We start from the raw sequence: 18,493 nt of genomic DNA on the forward strand, positions 1-18,493 counted from the left end.
TTGCGGCGCACTGGGTGACGAAGAGGAAGAAGGCATGGCGCCTAGCGATCGCGACGGGGATCGACCTGCGCACGCCCACCGGCCACGCCGTGACTGCTTATTCCGGCTGGGTCGACCAGGCCCACCGCGACTGCATACCGGGTTGCCTCAACACGGCTGCGCAGATCGAGTTTCTCCAGGATGCTCCGCACGTGGTTCTTGACGGTGTTCTCGGAAATGAAGAGCTCGGCTGCGATCCGTCGATTGGAGTGCCCGGCTGCAACCTGTACGAGGACCTCGCGTTCTCGCCGGGTGATGCTGGCCAGCTGCCGGTGAGTAGCGGGCTGACTGTCGGCGCCATCGGCCGCAGCGAGGGCGATCACGCTCGTCGCCAGGATCGGGGAGATCCAGCCGGTTCCCCCTGCCACAGCGAGAACCGCTGACCGCAGCTCTTCGGCAGCCACGTCGCGACGTAACAGACCAGCACACTGCACACGGACTGCTTCCTGAACCGCCTGCGGCCGGTTCGTGGGTAGCACGATGATCGTCCGCGAGCCGGCGTAGCTGAGTACTGTCTGCACCCCGGGCAACCCGAGCTCGATCAGAACGACGTCGAACCGATCGGTGGCCGACAGCTCATTGCCGTCAGCCACCGATCGGACCGTCTCTATGTCGTGTTCCCGCAGCGCGGCGACGATGCCGCGACGGTACATCGGGTGTGCTGAGACGACTGCCACGGTGATCTGCACATCGTCCACGACACGAGATTCTGCCCCAGACCCGCGATTCGCGCGCGGGTCAGCCGGCCGCGGCTTCGCTGTGGTCCACAGACGCGCTGGATTCTGCGTCATCCACCTCAAGCGCGATCACGCCGTAGGACCACCCGCGACGGCGGTACACAACGCTGGGTTTACCGGTTTCCACATCCTGGTAGAGGTAGAAGTCGTGCCCGACCAGTTCCATCTCCTTGAGGGCCTGGTCCACTCCCATCGCAGCGCTACGGTGCACCTTCTCGCGCAACTCGATCGGGCAGTCTTCATCACCTCCAAGAGCAGCGACATGCGCTGGAAGGGGGTCCTGATCGCTTTCGTGCTCCGCCGCGCCGTGATCGGGCTCGGCCGGCGGGGTCAGACCGGCGGTGGCTCGGGCCACCGATACCGGTACGCGGCGACCGCGATGTACCCGCCGCTTGTCGTGCTGTCGCCTCAGCCGCTCGCCGAGACGGGTCGTCGCAAGATCCAGCGCCGCGTATTCGTCGTCCGCGCTCGCTTCCGCACGAATCACCGATCGTCTCGCATAGCAGGTGATTTCGATGCGTCGGGCTTCCTTGGCCTGGCGTGGATTGGCTTCCTGGGTGATGACCACCTCGCAACGTCCTACCGCTGGATCCAGCGAAGAGACCTTGGCAAGTTTCTCTTCGATGTGGCGGTGAAAACGCTCGGGGACGGCCATGTGGCGTCCGGTCACACTGATCTCCATTAACGACCTCCTGATCGCACATACGGGCAGATCCCTGCTGGCTGGCTGGCCGGACCGTCAGGCCTTCACATCACCTCCGCCCCACAACCCGGGCGGGCAGCACATCGGTTTCGCGGGGACTCGCGGTGTGCTCCATTCCCTGACGGTAACGGTCCCGCCGGGTGGCGGCAATGCATACGGCCACAACGTAGGACGCGCCGGAGTCGGTCAGCGCCCGGGATGCCTCCACCAGGGTCGACCCGGTGGTCACGATGTCGTCGACGATGATCACGACACGACCGTCGATCAGCTGCCTGGCGGCAGTCGGTACGAGCATGGATCGATGCACATTCCGCGCGCGTTCGTGGGCGGACAACCCCACCTGGTCCTGGGTCCTCTTGGAGATACGCAACAACCGCGCGGGCTGCGGTAACACCGGTCGTGTCGCATCGGTGGCACGCAGCAGGACCTCCCAGAGCGGATCGCGCCCCCGCGCCCGCATCGCTCGCGCCGAGGAGGGTACCGAGGTGATCCGCAGGTCACCCGATGCCACCGCACCCCGGACGCGGTCGTCCTGACTCAGACAGGTTGCCAGCGCAGACCGCAGAAAGACGCTGCACCACCCGCACAGGTCGGCGCGATCAGCGTCTTTGTACCGCCTTAGCGTCGAGGAGAGCACGCCGGCGTACTCACTCTGTGCCCAGGTACTGGGAAACCCGACCGGAGCCGGTTGCGGGTCGACCCGTGAACCGGGCGCCAGGGCGCCGCGCCGCAGTGAATGCGTACAGGTGCGGCACATGGTGGATCCGGGCGCTGCACATCCCCCACACGCTGCGGGCACGACAAGATCGGCGAGGTCGGCGAACAGTCGCGCAGCGAGGTGCATGTGCAGAGCCGACCACGCGTCCGGCAGCACAACGCGCTGCACCCCCCGGCTGTGTGGATCAGGGGGACGACTGCTCCCGGGTGTGCACAACCCAGAGGATGCCTGCCGGTTCAGGTACCGGGCGAGGTGAGGTCGTCGACGCCCTCCAGCCGGGCCCAACTATCGCCCTGTCGGGTCCACGTGTCGCCGCGTTGATCGATAACGTACAGATCAGCGGGTCCGGTGCCCGGTGCCAGTACCTCTCGGACCCCAGGGGGAGCGGAGAAGTCCTGTTGCTGCCCGCTGAGTGGCACCTGGGCAACGCGCGGCGCGTCGGACGTCGGACGCTGGCCGATCTGGCCGCGCCCGAGAACGGCCAGGGTGCCATCGTCGAGCCACGTCACGTCTTGAACAGTACGGAGTCTGGTCGGAAGTGTCCGCGGGGCGCCCAGACCTATCGGGGTTCCGCCCGTGTTCCGCAACAGTCCGGCGACTTCAACAGAGGTGATCCCTCGCGCGTCGCGCACCACCATTGCCACCCGAACGCCGTCGAACGACACCTTCAGCGCCAGCACGTTGGACCGGCCCAGCCACGGCGTGGCCAACGGCACGGCTCGCAGTCGTGCACCGCGGGCAGCGGTGTCGACCGCCCAGACGCCCTTGGCCTTCTGGGACCGGTCCGGGTCGGGCTCTCCGGTGATGCCGGCCACCAAGACCGTGTTGCCCGTGAACGAGGGTCGGGTCAGGTTTCCTGCGAAGGGTGGCACGGCGCGCTGCGTGCGGTCCAGCCACAGCATCAGTTGGCGTCGATCGGTGGAGAGGGCGGCGACCCTGCTCGCGGAATCGTTCGATGCGAAGTCGTAGAACTTCGGCCCGATGACCGGCAGCCGCGTGGGCGGCTTGACCGGCTGGTCCGGCGAACGCAGTGCGGTGTCAGCGTTGGACAGCTTCCATCGCAGACCGTCACTACTCCTCAGGATTTCACCGGACGAACCGGGCTGTGAGATCTGGTAACCGAGGTCGGCCGCACCGATCGGGTTGGATGGCAGGTTCGGCGCGGCAAGTCGGTTACCGGCGACGGTGAGATCTACCCGGGTCACCTCCGGCACCGCCGACAACGTGGCGGACATCGCCGCCCAGAGAGCGGTGCGGGTCGCGCCGTCGGTGGTCAGCGCGGGGGACGTCAGATCAATACCGGCGACGCCGGTCGACGGATCAACCGGCACCGCGTTGATCGCCAGCCGGACACCGGAAAGGCTCGCCGGGCGAAGTACGGGGCGCAGCCAGGCCGGCGGCGGAGCAAGGACAGCGCGGGCCAGGGCGGTGGCCAACCCCGCTGACGGATACCACTGGACGTCAGGCACCAGGATCTTGGAGACCGCGCTGGGGTAGTACACCTTTTGTGGGGAGTAGACCCGCAGCAGGTCCTCATTGCTGAGCCAGGGTTTGAAGTCGGCAGGTAGCGAGCTGATGCGCCACTCTCCCGCAATGCGCATCAGCGAGACGTCGAGCGTGCGCCTGGCGGCCGGAATCACCGGGTCGAGGTGGCCGGTGGCGTCGCGAGTCGCCTGCTGCATACCGGTGACGGTCGCACCTCGAGCAGTCAGAGCGGTGACCTTGAGGTCCGATTCACCGGTGATGATGCTCGCCGCACCCGATGGCTTCCACCGGGTCGAGGCCTGCGTCGTGAGGTACTGACGAGCGACGCCGTAGTCATCGTCCAAACTCGCACCGGCCCGCAGAAACCCCAGCACGGCATCACGGGCGGACTCCCCCGGGTCAGGTGGCAGACCCTGGACGTACAGCGTCGGGATGGCGTCGTTGCTGATCGCCTGCTGCGCAGTGACGGCGCTACTGGTGGCCAAACCCGCACAGCCGGACAGGGCCAGCGACGCCGTCACAGCAAGCGCGCAAACACCCACTGCAGTTCGCCCGGACGTCATCTCTGCACCCGGGAACCGGACTCGGACGACGCTCCGCTGCCAGTGCCGGCATCGCTGCGCGCGCCGATGGTCAGACTGTCTGCCTGCGGCATGACACGCCCGATCGTCGAGTCGTCCGGTGCGAGGTTCAGCGGTGAGTGACCAATGGGTACTCCCGTCTTGGCGGGCAGCGTCAGCCGGAAGCATGCTCCTCGCCCGGGCTCTCCCCAGGCCTGCAGCCACCCGTCGTGCAGCCGCGCGTCATCCAGCGAGATCGACAATCCGAGGCCGCTGCCACCGGTGGTTCGCGCCCGGGCCGGGTCTGCGCGCCAGAAACGGTTGAACACCCTGCTGGAATCACCCGGTGCCAGCCCGATGCCGTAATCGCGCACTGTCAACGCCACAGCGCTCGCGTTGCGACCCACCGTGATGTCGATGGGGTGTCCCTCGCTGTGCTCGATCGCGTTACTGACCAGGTTGCGGACGATCCGTTCCACCCGACGTCTGTCCATCGGCGCTACGGCCGGTCGTCGACCGTGCACCCGGAGTTTGGTGTGGTTGCGGGTCGCGAGAGACTCGAACCCGTCGCAGACCCGGCGCACCACATCACGAATATCGACCGGTTCGTCCTGTAGCGAACTGGCTCCCGCGTCAAACCGACTGATCTCCAACAGGTCGGTCAGCAATGCCTCGAACCGATCCAGTTCGCCGCTGAGCAGCTCAGCAGATCGCGCGACCGGCTCCGCGAAATCCGCACGCCGGTCGTGCAGCATGTCGGCCGCCATCCGGATCGTGGTGAGCGGGGTCCGCAGCTCGTGGGACACGTCGGAGGTGAAGCGTTGCTGAAGTGTGCTCAGGTCTTCCAACTGGCGGATCTGCCGTTGCAGACTGTCGGCCATCGCGTTGAAGGATGTGGCGAGCCGCGCCAGGTCGTCCTCCCCGCGCACCGGCATCCGCTCGTTGAGCGCCCCGTCGCTCAGCCGCTGTGCGACATGTGCTGCCGAACGCACCGGCGTGACAACCAGCCGCGTGACCAGATAGGCGAGTGCAGCAAGCATGAGGAGCAACAGCACACCGCCGAGCGCGAGGGCACCCTTGACAATGTCCAGGGTGCTCTCCTCGACGTCCATCGGATAGATGAGGTACAGGTCGTAGTCGCCCGCTCCTGGCACGGTGACCCGAGACCCGACAATGACGGCAGACACCTGCCCGTCCCCGGTGGAATATCGGGGGGCCGTCGTGATCTGGGTCTGCTGGTGGGTTGGATCATTCTGTACGGCGCGCATCATTGCCGGTGGGATGGTCATGTTCTTCGGCCCTGTGCTGACCCGCGGTAAACGCTGGATGATCGTGCCGAGACCGTGGGTGAAAATGACCCGACGAGAGAGGTCGTCGCCCGGCGATGCGGCTGCCGTCACGGCGCCCTGAACCAGCAGCTGAAGGGTGCCGTGGTCGGTCTTGTCGGTCGCGCTCAGGGTCGCCTGAGCTTGCGAGCGGTGGGCAAGCGCGTCCTGCTCGGAGGAGGTGACCTTGTTGGCCATGAGACCATCCGCGATGCGCTGATACATGTAGCTGCCGAGCACGAAGGTGAGCACCGCTCCCACCGTGACGGTGATCGTGATGACCCGCATGTGGATCGACCGCCGCCAGGCCCGCCGCAGCAGCCGCCATCCGGCGTTGATCCGCGAGGACCACGTCGCTCGCGGCTGCTGGGACTTCATTGCGATGAAGCAGTGCAGTGTGTTGACGGGCTCACGCCGGGCCTGCCTTGTAGCCGACCCCGCGGACCGTGAGAACAATGGTGGGGTTCTCAGGATCGCGTTCGACCTTGGACCGCAGTCGTTGTACATGGACGTTGACCAGTCGGGTGTCACCGGCGTGCCGATAGCCCCATACCTGATCCAGAAGCACCTCCCGGGTGAAGACCTGCCATGGCTTGCGCGCAAGCGCGACGAGCAGGTCGAACTCCAGGGGTGTCAACGAAATATTCTCGCTGCCACGACCCACTTTGTGACCGGAGACATCGATACTCAGGTCGCCCAGCACGAGGTGCTCGGTCTCCTGCTCATCGGTCCGACGCAGCCGCGCGCGCACCCGTGCGATGAGCTCCTGCGGCTTGAACGGCTTCGTGACGTAGTCATCAGCGCCGGACTCCAGCCCCGCAACGACATCAATCGTGTCGGTGCGTGCAGTAAGCATCACGATGGGGACCACCGATTCTGCCCGGATCGCACGACACACCTCGACCCCGCTCATCCCGGGAAGCATCACGTCCAGCAGAACGACATCCGGGGCAGCCTCACGAAATGCCTTGACCGCGGCGGCCCCGTCCGCGCAGTGCGCTGTCTCGAGGCCTTCACCCCGCAGAATGATGCCGAGCATCTCCGCCAGCGATGGATCGTCGTCGACGATCAGCACCTTTCCCCGCATCGGCATCGCGTAGCTCTCCCTCTGATTGATCAGTAGCGCGTCAGTTTCTCACACGGTCCTCACGCCAAGGTGGCCGCCGAGGGAACGTATTCCCCGGGCGGCCACCTGCGTTGAATGCAGATCCGATCAGTCGGACTCAGTAACGGTAGTGCTCCGGCTTGTACGGGCCGGCGACGTCCAGACCGAGGTACTCGGCCTGGGTCTTGGACAGTTCGGTCAGGCGTACGCCGAGCGCGTCGAGGTGCAGACGGGCGACCTTCTCGTCCAGGTGCTTGGGCAGCACGTAGACCTGCTTGTCGTACTCGGTGGGCTTGGTGAAGATTTCGATCTGCGCGATCGTCTGGTTCGCGAAACTGTTGGACATCACGAAGGACGGGTGGCCCGTCGCGTTACCCAGGTTCATCAGACGACCCTCGGACAGAACGATAATGCTGCTGACGCTTCCGTCGGCCTTCGCCGGGAAGGTCCATTCGTGCACCTGCGCCTTGATCTCGGTCTTCACGATGCCGGGGGTGCGGGCGAGGCCGACCATGTCGAGCTCATTGTCGAAGTGGCCGATATTCGCCACGATCGCCTTGTTCTTCATCTTCGACATCTGCTCGGCGCTGATGACGTCGTAGCAGCCGGTGGTGGTGACGAAGATGTCGGCGATGTCGACGACGTCATCCAGCTGAGCGACCTGGTAGCCCTCCATCGCGGCCTGGAGCGCGCAGATGGGGTCGATCTCGGTAACGATGACGCGGGCGCCCTGGCCGCGCAGGGACTCGGCGCTTCCCTTGCCGACGTCGCCGTAGCCGCAGACCACGGCAACCTTGCCGCCGATGAGCACGTCAGTGGCGCGGTTCAGACCGTCGATGAGACTGTGGCGGCAGCCGTACTTGTTGTCGAACTTGGACTTGGTGACCGAGTCATTGACGTTGATCGCCGGGAAGAGCAGCTCACCGGTGCGGGCCAACTCGTACAGACGGTGCACGCCAGTGGTGGTCTCTTCGGTGACTCCCAGGATGCCCTTGGAGATCGTTGTCCACTTGGTCGGGTCGGTCACCATGGTGGCGCGGACCAGTTCCTTGAAGACAGAGAACTCTTCGGTGTCGTCCTCGGTGGTCGGCGGCACGCCACCGGCCAGTTCCCACTCGCGACCCTTGTGGACGAGCATCGTGGCGTCGCCGCCGTCGTCGAGGATCATGTTGGGGCCTTCGCCACCGGGCCAGGTCAGGATCTTGTCGGTGCAGGCCCAGTACTCCTCGAGGGTCTCGCCCTTCCAGGCAAAGACGGGAACGCCCTGCAGGTCGTCGGGGGTGCCGTTGGGGCCGAGCACGGCAGCGGCCGCTGCTTCGTCCTGGGTGGAGTAGATGTTGCACGAGGCCCAACGCACATCGGCGCCGAGCGCAGTGAGGGTCTCGATGAGGACGGCGGTCTGCACGGTCATGTGCAGCGATCCTGCGATGCGGGCGCCGGCCAGGGGCTTGCTCGTGCCGAATTCTTCGCGCAGGGACATCAGGCCGGGCATTTCGTGCTCGGCGAGACGGAGTTGGTGGCGGCCCGCTTCGGCGAGGCCTAGGTCTTTGACCTGGTAATCGAATGACATGTGCGCTTCTCCCTCTGTCACGGCAATGGCGTGACTGATCGGAAATGGTCTGTTAATGGACCCGGCGCGCCCTGCTGGGCTGCGTGGCACGGGTTATCACCCACGCCGGCATCCTCCACTCTACCGATCGGCGGACGGTATAGCACATCGCATGCCGGCGCGGGCGGAACAAGCTGCTCCCGACGCAGGTAACGGTGGACTCGCTTCAGATCGCAGTGGTCTGAAAAACCATGATCGGGTCTGCGGCTGAGAAGGCCCTGCCGGACCAGGCGCCGGACACGGTCTCGATATTGAAACCCGCCTCCAGCAGGTCGTGCTCGATGGTCGGGAGATCGCGGAACATCAGTGTCAGGTCCTCGATGACCTGCTCACCGGTCCGTTCGAAGACGTTGTGGAAGGCGAGCCGGACGCTGCCGTCCGTGCCGACATCCCGAATTTCCGTCCACTCGGTCAGAGGTCCGAGGTCGGTGTGCCGAGTGGCGCGCGGTCGCGCAGCCCAGGTCTCGAAAGCCCGGGCAGCGGGATTGCGACTCTCGAAGGCGAGCACTCCACCCGACCGGATAGCCCGGCGGATGCCGTGCAGCGTGGCCGGCCAGTCGTCGCCTGTCAGGTGCTGGGCAACGTTGCCCGTCATGACCGCGTAGTCGACATTGCTCATGCGGAGGTCTTTGGCGTCGCTGTGCACCCATGTCACCGCCGCGGCGCCCGGGCGTGCTCTTGCGTAATCGAGCATGGCCAACGAAGGATCGAGGCCGACGACCCTTCGACCGCCGGTTGCGAGCGTGACCGCGAGCATCCCGGTGCCACAGCCGATGTCGAGAATCGAGCGTGCCCCGATCCGCTCAGCGAGCGACCGGTAGAAGTCGTGGTCCGGTCCGTCCGGATTATCTGTGTCGTACAACTGCAACAACCTGGCGTCGTAGTCAGTCATCGACCGGATTCCTCTTGGGTGGGCCTCACGTCAGTCGCACAGCGCATCAACCGGTGAGTCCTTTCGCTGGAGTGCTCCCTCACCGACAGCATCTCAGCAGATGTCACCATCCGCTACTGTCTGCGCGGTGCCGAGAGCGACCGCGATTCGGACCGGGCGACGACCAGTTGACCGTAGGCCGAAGCACCCACTTCCCGGGGCTAATGCTCTGTTCAAGGGGGGCTGTCGGTGGTCGGTGCTTGTATGAAGACATGAGTTCGAACACCGCCTGGGTTGATACCCCGGCCCTGACACCACCGGATCCGCGGACGGCGCTGTCGCATGTGGTGGGTCGGCTCAACGCGGCGCACGCCGAACTCATCACACTCGTGACGCAGGTGCTGGCGGATCAGTCATGGGTGATCGGGGGGATCCGCTCCCCGCAACACTGGTTGACGTGTTACGCGGGCCTCTCGCACGCGGTCGCGACTGACATTGTCCGGATCGCGGAAAGGTCTGTGTCCCTGCCCGCGCTGGCCCAAGGCCTGAACGAGGGTGACCTGTCGATCGGACAAGCCTCGGTCATCGCTCGCTACACCCCCGACCACTTCGATACCGACGTCGTTCAACTGGCCCGACACGCGAGCGTGCCCCAACTACGCCGAGCACTGAGCAACTACGAATTCAGCCCCACACCCGCCGCCGCCGCTACTACCGGCGGAGACGGTGAGGCGACGGTCGAACGGTTGGATGAGTTCGACCCGACCGTGCAGCGGGCCCAGGTACACATGCACACCCAGGACGGACGATTCCACCTGACCTACGACGCGCCCGCCGACATCGGGGCCCTGGTCCACCAGGCAGTAGTAGAGGCCAAAGACGCCCTGTTCCTGGCCGGCCACCCACACGTCACCATGGGTGAGGCGCTACTGGAGGTCGCGACCCGATCACTGCAACAAGGGACTGACCTGTCCACCGGCCGATCGAACACGTTCCGCATCTACCTGCACCTGGACACCAGCGGACACGGGTGGATCACCAACAGTGGCGCACTACCCCCGCACCTACTGCGTAAATGGACCTGCAACGGGCTGGTCAACCCCGTGTGGGAAACGAGCGGGTCACCCGTCAACGTCGGACGCGCCCAACGCATCGTGCCCGCCCGCACCCGGCGCCTGATCGAAGACCGCGACGGCGGGTGCGCCCATCCCGGCTGCGGCGCCACCGGGCACGTGGAATGCCACCACATCACCCACTGGGCCGACGGCGGACCCACCAATGTCGAAAACCTGATCAGTCTGTGCCCCTACCACCACGACCGACACCACACCGGTGACTTCACCATCGAACCCCTCCCCGCACACCCGGGCCACTACAGATTCCTCGATCGCGGCGGCGCGCCCCTGGGCCCCATCGAAGGAAGACCACCGGCGAGGAACACACCAGACCCGCAGACCACCCCCTACCGGGGCGCATCCGGGGAAGCACTACACCCCGCATGGGTACGGTTCGCCCCCAACCCCACCCCCGCCACCACACGCGACCGCCGAAAACTCTGGATCCTCGCCGGCGGAACCGGCAACCCACCAGATCCGCTTGCAGAATCGACCATCTCCCCACCACGCCTGGTTACAGTCGGGGACATGAACGATGACACCCGCGATCAGCCCATTCCGGACGAGCTCACAATCGACGTCGACCAGGAAGCACTGGCTAAATGGGACGACGTGAGCGCTGATTACGCCGGTGAGGGTGAAGAGGACAAGAAACGCCCAGTCTTCGCTGGTGAAAAATCTGCCTCAGGCTCACCTGAAACATCCGACGAGGCCGGGGAAACTTTGGAGGAAAAGCCCGCAGCAGAAGCTGGTGCGACAGACTCCGGCTCACTGCACGCCGAGGATTGAGCCCGCCTGTTCGGTCGGCTGGTCCGACTCCAATCCGAACATCCTGACAGTTCTAGGTATTAAGGCCGACGTCGACTCCGTGATGAGTCAGGTCGTGCAGGCAGTACTGGCCGAGCGTGAGGACGGTGAATTCCGAGCCGTCGGAGCGCCGACCGGCGCGGGACCATTCCTCGCCACCAACTTTGCCCCACTCGCCGATCAACAGCGCGGCGGCCTGCGTCAGCTCCGTGGCGACGGCCGACGGCGTCTGGCGGGAGTACTCGCCTTCTCGTGCGGTCTCGTCCTGATCCCAGTCGACAAATATGGGGTCGTCCTCCTGCCTCAGCTGTTGCAGGCGTCGCGTGAAGACGCCGCACACATCCCGCACGTGGCACGCGTACTCCAGATCCGACCAGCGGGCCGGATCTCGCCGGATGTGCACGTCAGCCCGCTGCAGAACCTCCGGCCACCTCGCGAGCGCTCGCTCCAGACCATCGACCACATCGGTCGCCGGCACTTCCCCAGCGGCCAATCCACAGTCAGGACAGCGGTGTTCCAGCGTCCAGGTCCAGTCCTTGGTGTCCGGTGGGATCCGCGTGCTGTCCCTCATTGCCGCCAGCCTTCCTGGCGGGCCCGGTAAACACCGGTCCGCAGCTCGGTCGCCCAGAAGGACAGCCCAGGCATCCCTAGATCGGCAGCGACCTGGATCTCGGCCTCGACGTCGTAGGGCACCCGGACGAACTGAAGACCGAAAGGGCCCGGATCGCGACTGTCTACCCGACCCTCGAGGATCGCGTAGGACGGCGTCGGCTCATCCAGTGCGTTACCGACGCTGCCGACATTGAAAAGTGTGCGGCCCTCGCGGACTTTCAGGTAAGCGTCGTGGATGTCGCCGTATCCGACCATTGTGGGTAACGGGCCGCCGCCCGTCAGCTCGGTGCGCTCGAACATTGCGTCGAACTCGCGCTGCGTATGCCCGGTGTGCACCTTGGTATGAACGTTGTGCGCACTCGCGTGGAACAACCGGATCGCTCGAGCACTCATCAGCAGGTCATGCGACAGCGGCAGCGTACGAAGCCACTCATGCTGGTCCTGTCTCAACTCTGCACGCCACCACCACGGCAGCTCATCGGTGAAGTCAGGTTCGATTGCGGGCAGAAAGTCCTCCCAGTTGCCGCGGATGTTCACCTCGCAGACCTCGCGGCAGATGTCGGCCACTTCCTGGCCACGCGGGCCTTTGCCGACGAAATCGCCCAGGTTGATGATTCGCGTGATGCCTCGCTCACCGATATCGCCCAGCACTGCCTGCAGCGCAGTCAGGTTGCCGTGTACGTCGGAAATCAGCGCAATACGGTCCATCACGCCGTCCTCATGACGACTCCCTCGCCTGTTCACGGTCCAGGTCCGGCTCGAGATACATGACCAGCCGCAGATCAGGCGCGGCCGCACGGGCGCGTTGCTCGGCCGCGTCGATGGCACGCGCCACCTGCTCGCCGGTATCGGTCTCACCCACGGCAATCTTGACGGCCACCAGAAGCTCTTCCGGACCCAGGTGCAGCGTCTTGGCATGGATGATGCGGTCCACGCCGGGTGCGCTCCCGATCGCCGCGAGAATGTTCCGGCGTACCTCTGGAGTCGCGCTCTCCCCGATCAGCAGCGACTTGGTCTCGACGGCCAGCACGACCGCAACACCCACCAGCAGCAACCCGATCAGCGCTGTGCCGGCGGCGTCCCAGTAGGAGCTGCCGGTCGCCACCGACAGCACGACACCGAAGAGGGCGAAGGCGAGTCCGATCAAGGCGGCAAAATCCTCCAACAGGATCACGGGAAGTTCGGGAGCCTTGGCTCTACGGATGAACTGCAGCCAACTCGCGTCACCCCGCAGCGGGTTGCTCTCGCGCACGGCCGTGCGGAACGAGAACCCTTCCAGCACGATCGCGGCGAGCAGCACCACAATCGGCACCCACCACCAGGCCTGATCGATGCCAGGCTTCGTCCCTTCGCCCGAATGAGCTTCGTGCGCCTTGTGATAAGCCTCGTACAGCGCAAACAACCCGCCCAGGCTGAAGAGCACGATCGACACCAGGAACCCGAAGACATAGCGCTCCCGGCCATACCCGAACGGGTGCTCCGGAGTGGCTTCTTTCTTCGCCCGCTTGCCGCCGACGAGCAGCAGGATCTGGTTGCCGGAGTCCGCGAGGGAGTGGATGCCCTCGGCCAGCATCGAACTCATGCCGGTCAGCGCGAAGGCGACAAGTTTGGTCACCGCAATTCCTAGGTTGGCTCCGAGCGCGGCCAGAATTGCGGTGTTACCGCCCTCGGTCGACATAGCTGAAGTCTAGGCGGGGACCTCGTCGCGATTGACGATCCACGCTGCCGAATAGGGCGAGAGCCACAGCGCTCCCTGATCGTCCGACCCCACATCGCGCGATTCCAAAACGTCGTACGCCAGGTGGATTCCAGCCGAGGTCAGCACACTTCGCTGCATGGGTCGCCACTGGTCGGTGATGTTGTAGGCACACACCATCGGACCGCTCGGGTGCTGCCGTACCGCGAGCAACAGTCCGTCATCGGTGTCTGCGACGACCCTGGATTCCGCCGACGCATGCAGCTGCGGGGTGCGGGCTCGCACCTGCGCCAGGTGCACGATCCCGGGAAAGACGCGCCCCGCGACCGTGTGCGGCCGATCACGGTCGGCCCGCATCTCATCGGTCAGTCGCGGCCTGTGTGCCCAGCGGTTGTCGGCGTCATGACCGGGCTCGTCGGCATACCCGACGTCGTTCAACGCCCCCAACTCATCCCCGCTCCAGATCACCGGGATGCCGCCCCAGCCGATGGCGATGGCATGCGCGAGGTAGACCCGGGCCAGCGCGTCATTCTGCTGCTGCCCGACTGCATTCACGCCGGCGAGTGATGCGGCGGTGCCGCTGATCCGGCGATCCCCCGTCTGCTCGTTCTCCTGGAAGACCAGGCCGTCGGCTGTACTGCCGGCGAAGATTCCGGAGTACCAGTCGGACAGGAACGACCGGTGCCCTGGGCCGCTGACCCCGACCGCAGCAGCGTCGCCGTCATCGATTGCCCAACCGATGTCGTCGTGGCAGCGCACGTAACAGATCCAGGTGCCCCCGGTGGGCTTGGGTGGCAGCTCCCCCAATGCACGGCGCGCCAGCCGCGTGTCGCCCGTGGCGAGCATCGACCAGATCTGCACCATGAGGCTGTTCTGGTAGGCAAGGTCACTCACCTTGCCCGCATACCGACCCCGGCCCAGGTAGGGAATGAGATCGCGCGGACCGACGATTGCCTCGGCCTTGAAGACCGTCGCGGGGCAGGCGATTCGGGCAGCAGTGCGCAGGATCGCGGTGATGGCGTGCACTTCGGGCTGGTTTTGGCAGTCGGTACCGATCCGCTTCCACAGGAAAGCAATCGCGTCCAGCCGCAAGACCTGCACCCCGAGGTTGGACAGGTGGAAGATCAACTCGATGAACTCCCGCAATACGGCCGGATTGGACCAGTTCAGATCCCATTGGAAAGAGTTGAAGGTCGTCCACACCCAACCGCCCGCCTCGGCGTCCCAGGTGAAGTTGCCGGGCGCAAAGTCTGGGAAGACCTCCGGGACGGTCGCATCGATCTGATCCGGCACGGTCCTGTCCGGGTAGACATAGAAGTAGTCGCGATAGGTCGGATCGCCCGCACGCGCGGCAACCGCCCAGTCGTGCTCGCGCGCGACGTGGTTCAGCACCAGGTCGAGCACCAGGGAAATGCCCTGCTCGCGTAGCGAGGTGGCAAGCTGCCGCAGGTCCGCCACCGTGCCCAGGTCGGCCCGCACCGACCGGTAGTCCTGCACGGCGTACCCACCGTCGCTGTCACCTGCGCGTGGGGTGAGCAGCGGCATCAGGTGCAGGTAGTTGACGCCCAGTTCCTGCAGGTAGGGAATCTGCTGGGAAACACCTACCAGATCACCCGCGAATCGCTCTGCGTAGCAGGCGTATCCGAACATGGCAGGCTCCTGCAGCCAATCCGGCCGCAACAGCCGCTCGGCGTCCAACCGATGCAGCTCCGGGTCGCGCTGCGCGTAGGCAGTCGCGGCGAGCTGCACGATTTCGTCGACCAGAGATTCGGCGTACTGCGGGTAGGCCTCCTGCACTGCGGCAACCAGGTCTGGCAACCACCGCTGCACCCGCAGCTCGAACTGCTCCACGTCAGTCGTCGAGGTCGAGACCGAGCAGTGCGTTCTCGATGACCTCGGCGAGCGCCGGGTGGATCCAGTACTGTCCGCGCGCCATCTGCGGCACGGTGAGCCCGAAGGTCATTGCCTGGATGCAGGATTGGATCAAAGAGCTCGCATCCGGGCCCATAAAGTGCGCACCGACGAGTTTCTTGGTCTGCCTGTCGGCTATCAGCTTCACGATGCTGGTGGTGTCCTCCATCGCCCAGCCGTACGCCACGTCGCCGTACTTCTGCACCTTGACAGCGATGTCGAGGCCGGCAGCCTGCGCCTGCTCCTGCGTCAGGCCGACAGAGGAGAGCTGGGGATGGGTGAAGACCGCCTGCGGGACGAATCGGTGGTCGAACTCGCGTAGGTCATCCGGGTGGGTCAGGTTGTGCGCCACTGACCGCGCCTCCTGGTTGGCAACGTGCTTGAGCTGGTACGGAGAGCTGACGTCGCCGAGCGACCAGATGTCTGCGGCCGAGGTCTGGCCGAACTTATCGACGAGGATCCGACCGTCGTCATGTGTGTCGACATCGGCGACCGCGAGGTCCAGCGCTTCGGAATTGGGCACCCGGCCGGTCGCGACGAGCAGCACCTCGCCGCTGACGGTCGAGCCGTCGCCCAGCGTCAGCCTGACCTCACCATCAACTGAATCGGCGCTCACCACGGGCGAGTTCAGGTGCACGTCCCACTGCGCGCAGGCCTGCTCGGTGAACGCCTGCGAGATCTCGGCGTCTTCCTTGGTCAGCAGACCTTTGCCGCGGGCCACGATGCGCACACTCACCCCCAAGGCGGAGAACACATGCGCGAATTCAGCCGCGATGAAACCGCCACCGAGAATCACCATGGATGCAGGCAACGTCTCCAGTCGCATCACTGTGTCACTGGTGTGGAAGGGCACGCCGCTGGTCAGGATCCGGTCCGGCACCATCGCTCGGCTGCCGGTGGCCACCACGATCTGGTCGGCACTGAACTCGTGTTCCTGCCCGTCGACCAGCACCGCCAACGTCTTCGGTCCGGTGAAACGAGCCTCCCCGAGGTAGGCAGTCGTGTTGCCGCCGTTCACCCGGTAGTCACGCCCGCCCGCCGAGATCGGATCGATGCGACCGAAGACCCGGTCCCTGATATCCGGCCAGCGCACCGCGTCAACGTGGGCGTCGACCCCGTACCGACCGGCGCCACGCACGGTATCGGCCACTTCGGCGGCGTAGACGAACATCTTGGTCGGGATGCATCCGACGTTCAGGCAGGTCCCACCGAAGATGCCCCGCTCGATGATCGCGACGGATTTGCCGTCCCAATCGGGGGTCACCAACGAGTTACCCGAGCCGCTACCGATGATCGCCAGGTCGAAATGAGTCACTGGCTCAGCCTAGGCGGACAGCAGGCCTTCGATGACCCCGGTCGCGGTGACGAGATCTGCATAGGACGTCGACAGCGGCGCCAACCCGAGGCGGATCCCGTCGGGCATCCGGAAGTCGGTGAGCACCCCGGCATCCCACAGCGCGGCATTGACCTCGCGGAAGTCCGAGCGGGTGATGGTGACGTGGCTACCCCGACGCTGCGGGTCGCGCGGTGTCGCTACCCGCACGTCATACCGGCCCAGCACCTCGTCTGCGAGCTCGATCATGAATGTCGTCAGTGCGGTGGACTTGGCACGGATCGCTTCAATACCAGCCTGCGCGACCAGCGATACGCCCTCGCGCACCCCGACCATGCCGAGAATCGGCGGTGTGCCGCTGACCAGGGAGCGGATACCCGCGGCGGGCAGGTAGCCCGGACCCATCACGAAAGGCTCAGCTCGGCCCATCCAGCCCTGGATCGGCTGATGGATGGCGTCCTGCAGATCGCTGCGTACGTAACCGAACGCCGGGGCGCCCGGCCCGCCGCACAGGTACTTGTAGGTGCAGCCGACCGCGAGGTCCACGCCCCACTCGTCCAGCTGCATCGGCACCGAACCCACGGAGTGCGACAGATCCCACAGCACCAACGCACCTGCATCGTGCACGACCGAGGTGATGGCCGGGACATCAGCGAGGTGCGCTGACCGGTACGCGACGTTACTGAACACTGCCAGCGCGGTCGCCTCGCCCACCGCTGCCCGCACCTCCTCAGGCTCGATACCCCCACTCGGGTCCGTCTCGATCCACCGCGGGGTGAGCCCCAGTTCTGCACAGATGCCTTCGACGACATAGCGGTCCGTCGGGAAGTTATGCGTGTCGAGCGCGATCTCAGTGCGCCCGGGCCGCGCGCCGACACCGGCCCGGGCCAGCTTGTAGAGCAGCACCGTCGTGGAGTCGGCGACAACCGTCTGACCCGCTGCGGCGCCCAGACACGCGTCGGCAATGGCATCACCCAGGTTCTGCGGCCACGCCATCCACGGGTCGCCGCCGTCGGTCCAACCCCGGATCAGCTCACCGCTCCAACGGGTCGTGACCAGGTCGTTCAGGGCGCCCGCCGTTGCATGCAACGGCCGGCCGAGGGAGTTGCCGTCGAGGTAGGCGGACACCTCCCGCGCCATCGGCAGGAACGCGTCGGCGAACGAGGCCAACGGGTCGCCCAGATCCAGCTGCGCAGCGCGTTCGCGCCATGAGGTGAGGTCGGACATCGTCATGTCTTCTTTCTACAGTCCTTGATTTCTACAGTCGTCGATTTCTACAGCCCTTGCGCGATCTGGGCACGGACGGTGAACAGCTCGGGGAAGAACGTCTGATCCAGCGCGCGACGCAGAGACGCGACGCCGCTGGAGCCACCGGTGCCGGGTGCGCCGCCGATGATGCGCTCGACCGTCTTCAGGTGCTGGGACCGCCAGAGCTGGAAATTGTCCTCCAGGTCGACGAGCTCCTCACACGTCTCGTAGATGTCCCAGTGCCGCGCCGGTTCGGAGTAGACCTCGTGGAACACCTCGCCGCCCCTCGTGCGGGGTGTACGGCAGCCGGACGTCGCGCTCGACGACAGCGGCCGGTACTGCAAATCTGCGACGGCCCAGCAGCGCGTGCGAGGAGGGTTCGGCGGAAGGTGCGGAACGTGGCGTACTCGCTGGGGGTGAGGGTCGCCAGGACCGACCATTGCTGCGTGAGCGTGGCCTGGATGTGTTTGACCCGAGCCAGCCGCTTCAGCGACGCCTGCAACTCATCGTGCTGCGGCGGTACCGCGCGCGGTAGCTGCGCGGACAGCAACGTATCCAGGTGCAGGTAGGCGCCGTAGGACATCGCCGGGACGTGGAACTGATCGTTCATCAGGCCCGC

The 18,493-nt window shown here is 65.6% G+C and carries 15 protein-coding genes and 2 pseudogenes; 1 reads left to right on the forward strand and 16 read right to left on the reverse strand.

Going from position 1 to position 18,493, the window contains the following annotated elements; genetic code table 11:
- Window positions 1–41 precede the first annotated feature (41 nt).
- The 8 genes from V3G39_14935 to V3G39_14970 all read right to left on the reverse strand — a co-directional run bounded on the left by V3G39_14935 (window position 42) and on the right by V3G39_14970 (window position 9,173).
- Window positions 42–737, reverse strand: coding sequence for a response regulator transcription factor (locus V3G39_14935; GenBank protein ID XAS75928.1), 696 nt, complete (start codon window positions 735–737; stop codon window positions 42–44).
- A gap of 40 nt (window positions 738–777) precedes the next feature.
- Window positions 778–1,446 carry a ribosome-associated translation inhibitor RaiA gene (raiA, locus tag V3G39_14940; GenBank protein XAS75929.1) on the reverse strand — a complete coding sequence of 223 codons (669 nt, stop codon included), beginning with the start codon at window positions 1,444–1,446 and terminating at the stop codon, window positions 778–780.
- Window positions 1,447–1,528: 82 nt separating this feature from the next.
- Complete coding sequence (locus tag V3G39_14945; protein ID XAS75930.1) at window positions 1,529–2,365, reverse strand: phosphoribosyltransferase family protein; 837 nt, start codon at window positions 2,363–2,365, stop codon at window positions 1,529–1,531.
- Between the two features lie 68 nt (window positions 2,366–2,433).
- Window positions 2,434–4,245, reverse strand: a complete 1,812-nt coding sequence (locus V3G39_14950) for an LpqB family beta-propeller domain-containing protein (protein XAS75931.1) — start codon at window positions 4,243–4,245, stop codon at window positions 2,434–2,436.
- Window positions 4,242–5,945, reverse strand: a complete 1,704-nt coding sequence (gene mtrB / locus V3G39_14955) for an MtrAB system histidine kinase MtrB (GenBank protein ID XAS75932.1) — start codon at window positions 5,943–5,945, stop codon at window positions 4,242–4,244. Before mtrB ends, V3G39_14950 begins: the two co-directional genes overlap by 4 nt.
- 31 nt (window positions 5,946–5,976) lie before the next feature.
- Window positions 5,977–6,654, reverse strand: coding sequence for an MtrAB system response regulator MtrA (mtrA, locus tag V3G39_14960; protein ID XAS78256.1), 678 nt, complete (start codon window positions 6,652–6,654; stop codon window positions 5,977–5,979).
- A gap of 136 nt (window positions 6,655–6,790) precedes the next feature.
- Window positions 6,791–8,242 (reverse strand): adenosylhomocysteinase, encoded by a 1,452-nt coding sequence (gene ahcY, locus V3G39_14965; GenBank protein ID XAS75933.1) that lies wholly within the window; start codon window positions 8,240–8,242, stop codon window positions 6,791–6,793.
- A gap of 205 nt (window positions 8,243–8,447) precedes the next feature.
- Window positions 8,448–9,173, reverse strand: coding sequence for a class I SAM-dependent methyltransferase (locus V3G39_14970; GenBank protein XAS75934.1), 726 nt, complete (start codon window positions 9,171–9,173; stop codon window positions 8,448–8,450).
- Between the two features lie 251 nt (window positions 9,174–9,424).
- Here V3G39_14970 and V3G39_14975 point away from each other — a divergent pair, with 251 nt between their 5' ends.
- Window positions 9,425–11,056 carry a DUF222 domain-containing protein gene (locus tag V3G39_14975; GenBank protein ID XAS75935.1) on the forward strand — a complete coding sequence of 544 codons (1,632 nt, stop codon included), beginning with the start codon at window positions 9,425–9,427 and terminating at the stop codon, window positions 11,054–11,056.
- 52 nt (window positions 11,057–11,108) lie between these two features.
- Here the strand turns inward: V3G39_14975 and V3G39_14980 are convergent, their stop codons facing one another.
- From V3G39_14980 to V3G39_15015, 8 genes and pseudogenes are all read right to left on the reverse strand, one after another.
- Entirely contained in the window at window positions 11,109–11,645 is a 537-nt protein-coding gene (locus V3G39_14980; GenBank protein ID XAS75936.1) for a DinB family protein, read from the reverse strand.
- Window positions 11,642–12,394 carry a metallophosphoesterase family protein gene (locus V3G39_14985; protein XAS75937.1) on the reverse strand — a complete coding sequence of 251 codons (753 nt, stop codon included), beginning with the start codon at window positions 12,392–12,394 and terminating at the stop codon, window positions 11,642–11,644. Before V3G39_14985 ends, V3G39_14980 begins: the two co-directional genes overlap by 4 nt.
- Window positions 12,395–12,404: 10 nt before the next feature.
- Window positions 12,405–13,364, reverse strand: coding sequence for a cation diffusion facilitator family transporter (locus tag V3G39_14990; protein ID XAS75938.1), 960 nt, complete (start codon window positions 13,362–13,364; stop codon window positions 12,405–12,407).
- A gap of 9 nt (window positions 13,365–13,373) precedes the next feature.
- On the reverse strand, window positions 13,374–15,233 hold the full coding sequence (locus V3G39_14995; GenBank protein ID XAS75939.1) for an alpha-amylase family protein: 1,860 nt from the start codon (window positions 15,231–15,233) through the stop codon (window positions 13,374–13,376).
- A gap of 1 nt (window position 15,234) precedes the next feature.
- Window positions 15,235–16,608 carry a mycothione reductase gene (locus V3G39_15000; GenBank protein ID XAS75940.1) on the reverse strand — a complete coding sequence of 458 codons (1,374 nt, stop codon included), beginning with the start codon at window positions 16,606–16,608 and terminating at the stop codon, window positions 15,235–15,237.
- A 9-nt stretch (window positions 16,609–16,617) separates the two neighbouring features.
- On the reverse strand, window positions 16,618–17,859 hold the full coding sequence (locus V3G39_15005; protein ID XAS75941.1) for an aminotransferase class V-fold PLP-dependent enzyme: 1,242 nt from the start codon (window positions 17,857–17,859) through the stop codon (window positions 16,618–16,620).
- A 41-nt stretch (window positions 17,860–17,900) separates the two neighbouring features.
- Window positions 17,901–18,122, reverse strand: a pseudogene (locus V3G39_15010) (tryptophan 2,3-dioxygenase family protein).
- A gap of 137 nt (window positions 18,123–18,259) precedes the next feature.
- Window positions 18,260–18,484, reverse strand: a pseudogene (locus V3G39_15015) (hypothetical protein).
- Window positions 18,485–18,493: the final 9 nt, after the last annotated feature.

Source organism: Dermatophilaceae bacterium Sec6.4 (assembly GCA_039636865.1).
Lineage (GTDB): Bacteria > Actinomycetota > Actinomycetes > Actinomycetales > Dermatophilaceae > Allobranchiibius.